Origin of the sequence: Ornithinimicrobium cavernae (genome assembly GCF_003121625.1) — a bacterium.
Taxonomy (GTDB): domain Bacteria; phylum Actinomycetota; class Actinomycetes; order Actinomycetales; family Dermatophilaceae; genus Ornithinicoccus; species Ornithinicoccus cavernae.
The window spans coordinates 1-5,585 of sequence record NZ_QDDJ01000026.1 but is presented as its reverse complement, the minus strand read 5'-3'; the positions used below and the strand labels follow the sequence as shown (position 1 = coordinate 5,585).

3 rRNA genes are annotated in these 5,585 nt (G+C 56.5%); all 3 read left to right on the top strand.

Annotated features, from left to right (window positions below):
• Positions 1-195: 195 nt before the first annotated feature.
• The 3 genes from DA085_RS20545 to rrf all read left to right on the top strand — a co-directional run bounded on the left by DA085_RS20545 (position 196) and on the right by rrf (position 5,577).
• Positions 196-1,719 (top strand): 16S ribosomal RNA (locus tag DA085_RS20545).
• Positions 1,720-2,204: 485 nt separating this feature from the next.
• Positions 2,205-5,328: ribosomal RNA gene (locus DA085_RS20540) — 23S ribosomal RNA — on the top strand.
• 132 nt (positions 5,329-5,460) lie between these two features.
• A 5S ribosomal RNA gene (rrf, locus tag DA085_RS20535) occupies positions 5,461-5,577 on the top strand.
• The 16S, 23S and 5S rRNA genes sit together here, the layout of an rRNA operon.
• Positions 5,578-5,585: the final 8 nt, after the last annotated feature.

Genomic DNA, 5,585 nt, shown 5'->3' with positions numbered 1-5,585 from the left:
TTTTCCTGTCCTGGGGCATGGTGTGCATTCTTTGTGGGTGTGTGTTGTGTTCTGGTGGCAAGGATTTCTTTGAATTTGATGGATGAGTCAGTTGACTCGTTCTTCTGCTAGTGATTGTGCCCTTCTTTGGGTCAAATTTTGCCTGGCTGTTCCATGGTTCCTTTTGTGGGGTTGTGGGTGGTTGGGTGTTTGATTTTATCGGAGAGTTTGATCCTGGCTCAGGACGAACGCTGGCGGCGTGCTTAACACATGCAAGTCGAACGATGAAGCCCAGCTTGCTGGGTGGATTAGTGGCGAACGGGTGAGTAACACGTGAGTAACCTGCCCTTCACTCTGGGATAACTCCGGGAAACCGGTGCTAATACTGGATATGACTCTGGCCCGCATGGGTTGGGGTGGAAAGTTTTTCGGTGGGGGATGGACTCGCGGCCTATCAGCTTGTTGGTGGGGTAATGGCCTACCAAGGCGACGACGGGTAGCCGGCCTGAGAGGGCGACCGGCCACACTGGGACTGAGACACGGCCCAGACTCCTACGGGAGGCAGCAGTGGGGAATATTGCACAATGGGCGAAAGCCTGATGCAGCGACGCCGCGTGAGGGATGACGGCCTTCGGGTTGTAAACCTCTTTCAGTAGGGAAGAAGCTTTTGTGACGGTACCTACAGAAGAAGCACCGGCTAACTACGTGCCAGCAGCCGCGGTAATACGTAGGGTGCGAGCGTTGTCCGGAATTATTGGGCGTAAAGAGCTTGTAGGCGGTTTGTCGCGTCTGCTGTGAAAGCCCGGGGCTTAACTCCGGGTCTGCAGTGGGTACGGGCAGACTAGAGTATGGTAGGGGAGACTGGAATTCCTGGTGTAGCGGTGGAATGCGCAGATATCAGGAGGAACACCGATGGCGAAGGCAGGTCTCTGGGCCATAACTGACGCTGAGAAGCGAAAGCATGGGTAGCGAACAGGATTAGATACCCTGGTAGTCCATGCCGTAAACGTTGGGCGCTAGGTGTGGGACTCATTCCACGAGTTCCGTGCCGCAGCTAACGCATTAAGCGCCCCGCCTGGGGAGTACGGCCGCAAGGCTAAAACTCAAAGGAATTGACGGGGGCCCGCACAAGCGGCGGAGCATGCGGATTAATTCGATGCAACGCGAAGAACCTTACCAAGGCTTGACATATACCGGAAACGCTCAGAGATGGGTGCCCCGCAAGGTCGGTATACAGGTGGTGCATGGTTGTCGTCAGCTCGTGTCGTGAGATGTTGGGTTAAGTCCCGCAACGAGCGCAACCCTCGTTCTATGTTGCCAGCACGTGATGGTGGGGACTCATAGGAGACTGCCGGGGTCAACTCGGAGGAAGGTGGGGATGACGTCAAATCATCATGCCCCTTACGTCTTGGGCTTCACGCATGCTACAATGGCCAGTACAAAGGGCTGCGATACCGCAAGGTGGAGCGAATCCCAAAAAACTGGTCTCAGTTCGGATTGGGGTCTGCAACTCGACCCCATGAAGTCGGAGTCGCTAGTAATCGCAGATCAGCAACGCTGCGGTGAATACGTTCCCGGGCCTTGTACACACCGCCCGTCAAGTCACGAAAGTCGGTAACACCCGAAGCCGGTGGCCTAACCCCCTTTGTGGGGAGGGAGCCGTCGAAGGTGGGACTGGTGATTGGGACTAAGTCGTAACAAGGTAGCCGTACCGGAAGGTGCGGCTGGATCACCTCCTTTCTAAGGAGCAACGTGACCCCTGATGCTGCTGGCCCTTGAGGGGTTGGTGGTGGGGGGTTGGTTTCTGGCTCTTGCACGGACGAGTGTTTCGTGGGAGTCGGCTCTGGGTGGAACATCGGTTATGGGCCTGGTTGTCCGGGGTCCTGGTTGTCTAGTACGGCCTTGCGTGTCTGTCGCTCCTCCTTGGTGGGGGGTGGTGGGGGTGTGGGGTGTGGAACGAGTGGCCGGGGTTGTCGGGTGGTCGGGTGTGACACGTTGTTGGGTCCTGAGGGATCGGGCCCCGACTCTTCCCTGTGGGGGTGGGCCGTGCTGGTCTGTCCCGGTGGGGGTGGGGTTGGGTTCTGGTGACTCTGGTTGTGCGGGGCCCTGGTAGCTCCCATACCGTCACGCGGTTCTCTTCGGAGGGCGGGTGTGGTTGGTGGGGGTGGGCTGGGGTTGCTGTTCGTATGTTGAGAACTACACAGTGGACGCGAGCATCTTTGTGGCTTTAAGTTTTTAAGTGCACACGGTGGATGCCTTGGCACCAGGAACCGAAGAAGGACGTAGGAATCTGCGATAAGCCTCGGGGAGTCGATAACCAGACATTGATCCGAGGATTTCCGAATGGGGAAACCCGGCTGGCTTCATCGCCAGTCACTCCCACCTGAATATATAGGGTGGGTAGAGGGAACGTGGGGAAGTGAAACATCTCAGTACCCACAGGAAGAGAAAACAACATGTGATTCCGTGAGTAGTGGCGAGCGAAAGCGGATGAGGCTAAACCGAGCGTGTGTGATGAGCCGGTAGGCGTTGCACGTTCGGGGTTGTGGGAGTGATTGTCTCAGTTCTACCGGGCTGGGCTGGAGTAAGAAATTCTTGTTGTAGGCGGAAGGCTTGGAAGGGCCTGGCATAGAGGGTGAGACCCCCGTAGCCGAAACGATGAGGACTCCAGATATTATTTCCCAAGTAGTACGGGGCCCGAGAAATCCCGTACGAATCTGGCAGGACCACCTGCTAAGCCTAAATATTCCCTGGTGACCGATAGCGGACAAGTACCGTGAGGGAAAGGTGAAAAGTACCCCGGGAGGGGAGTGAAATAGATCCTGAAACCGTGTGCATACAATCCGTCGGAGCCTCCATAGTTGGGGTGACGGCGTGCCTTTTGAAGAATGAGCCTGCGAGTTAGTGCTCAGTGGCGAGGTTAACCCGTGTGGGGAAGCCGTAGCGAAAGCGAGTCCGAATAGGGCGTGTGAGTCGCTGGGTCTAGACCCGAAGCGGAGTGATCTACCCATGGCCAGGTTGAAGCGCCGGTAAGACGGCGTGGAGGACCGAACCCACTTAGGTTGAAAACTGAGGGGATGAGCTGTGGGTAGGGGTGAAAGGCCAATCAAACTCCGTGATAGCTGGTTCTCCCCGAAATGCATTTAGGTGCAGCGTCATGTGTTTCTTGCCGGAGGTAGAGCTACTGGATGGCTGATGGGCCTCACCAGGTTACTGACGTCAGCCAAACTCCGAATGCCGGTAAGTGAGAGCATGGCAGTGAGACTGCGGGGGATAAGCTTCGTAGTCGAGAGGGAAACAGCCCAGATCACCAGCTAAGGTCCCTAAGCGTGTGCTAAGTGGGAAAGGATGTGGAGTTGCTGTGACAACCAGGAGGTTGGCTTAGAAGCAGCCACCCTTTAAAGAGTGCGTAATAGCTCACTGGTCAAGTGATTCCGCGCCGACAATGTAGCGGGGCTCAAGCACACCACCGAAGCTGTGGCAGTGACATATTGCTCGGCATTCGCCTACGGGTGGGTGTCCAGGCGTGTTGCTGGGTAGGGGAGCGTCGTGTGGCGAGTGAAGCGGCGGAGTGATCCAGCCGTGGATGCCACACGAGTGAGAATGCAGGCATGAGTAGCGAAAGAGGAGTGAGAAACTCCTCCGCCGAATAACCAAGGGTTCCAGGGTCAAGCTAATCTGCCCTGGGTAAGTCGGGACCTAAGGCGAGGCCGACAGGCGTAGTCGATGGACATCCGGTTAATATTCCGGAACCGGCGAAGGACCGCCCAATACCGAATCAGTTGATGCTAAACGCCTGAAGCCCCCGTGCTTCTCCTTCGGGAGGGGTGTGGGTGTGTGGAACGCGTGACCCGAGACTGTAGTAGGTAAGCGATGGAAGGACGCAGGAAGGTAGCCTCCGCGTGGCGATGGTTGTCCACGTCTAAGAGTGTAAGGCGGGGTGTAGGTAAGTCCGCACCCTGATGCCCCAGGCTTGATAGTGACCGCGTATGCGGGAAGTGGGTGATCCTATGCTGCCTAGAAAAGTTCCTAGCGAGGTCCGAGCCGCCCGTACCCCAAACCGACTCAGGTGGTTAGGTAGAGAATACCAAGGCGATCGAGTGAATCGTGGTTAAGGAATTCGGCAAAATGCCCCCGTAACTTCGGGAGAAGGGGGGCCCGGACGGTGAGACGCCCTCGCGGTGTCGAGCCCGAACGGCCGCAGAGACCAGGGAGAAGCGACTGTTTACTAAAAACACAGGTCCGTGCGAAGTCGCAAGACGATGTATACGGACTGACGCCTGCCCGGTGCTGGAACGTTAAGGGGACGGGTTAGCCGTAAGGCGAAGCTCTGAACTTAAGCGCCAGTAAACGGCGGTGGTAACTATAACCATCCTAAGGTAGCGAAATTCCTTGTCGGGTAAGTTCCGACCTGCACGAATGGCGTAACGACTTCTCCACTGTCTCAACCACGAACTCGGCGAAATTGCATTACGAGTAAAGATGCTCGTTACGCGCAGCAGGACGGAAAGACCCCGGGACCTTTACTATAGCTTGGTATTGGTGTTCGGTACGGCTTGTGTAGGATAGGTGGGAGACTATGAAGCGGGCACGCCAGTGTTCGTGGAGTCAACGTTGAAATACCACTCTGGTCGTTCTGGATATCTAACCTCGGTCCGTGATCCGGATCAGGGACATTGCCTGGTGGGTAGTTTAACTGGGGCGGTTGCCTCCTAAAGAGTAACGGAGGCGCCCAAAGGTTCCCTCAGCCTGGTTGGCAATCAGGTTTCGAGTGTAAGTGCACAAGGGAGCTTGACTGTGAGACAGACATGTCGAGCAGAGACGAAAGTCGGGACTAGTGACCCGACGGTGGCTTGTGGAAGCGCCGTCGCTCAACGGATAAAAGGTACCCCGGGGATAACAGGCTGATCCTGCCCAAGAGCTCATATCGACGGCATGGTTTGGCACCTCGATGTCGGCTCGTCGCATCCTGGGGCTGGAGTCGGTCCCAAGGGTTGGGCTGTTCGCCCATTAAAGCGGTACGCGAGCTGGGTTTAGAACGTCGTGAGACAGTTCGGTCCCTATCCGCTGCGCGCGTAGGAAACTTGAGGAGAGCTGTCCCTAGTACGAGAGGACCGGGATGGACGAACCACTGGTGTGTCAGTTGTCCTGCCAAGGGCACCGCTGATTAGCTACGTTCGGACGTGATAACCGCTGAAAGCATCTAAGCGGGAAGCACACTCCAAGATGAGGTTTCCATACCCTTACGGGTGAGAGGCTCCCAGCTAGACTACTGGGTTGATAGGCCGGACGTGGAAGCACAGCAATGTGTGGAGCTGACCGGTACTAATAAGCCGATAACTTAAACAACAAAGATGATACGCGTCCACTGTGTGGTTCCCGAGATACGAACCACAAACACAACCACCCCCCAACCCACACACGGGACACAAGGGGGGTGGCCCCAACACGACCTGTTGGTTCGACACATCTCCATAGAGTTACGGCGGCCATAGCGAGAGGGAAACGCCCGGACACATACCGAACCCGGAAGCTAAGCCTCTCAGCGCCGATGGTACTGCACTGGTGACGGTGTGGGAGAGTAGGACACCGCCGGACAAACATTC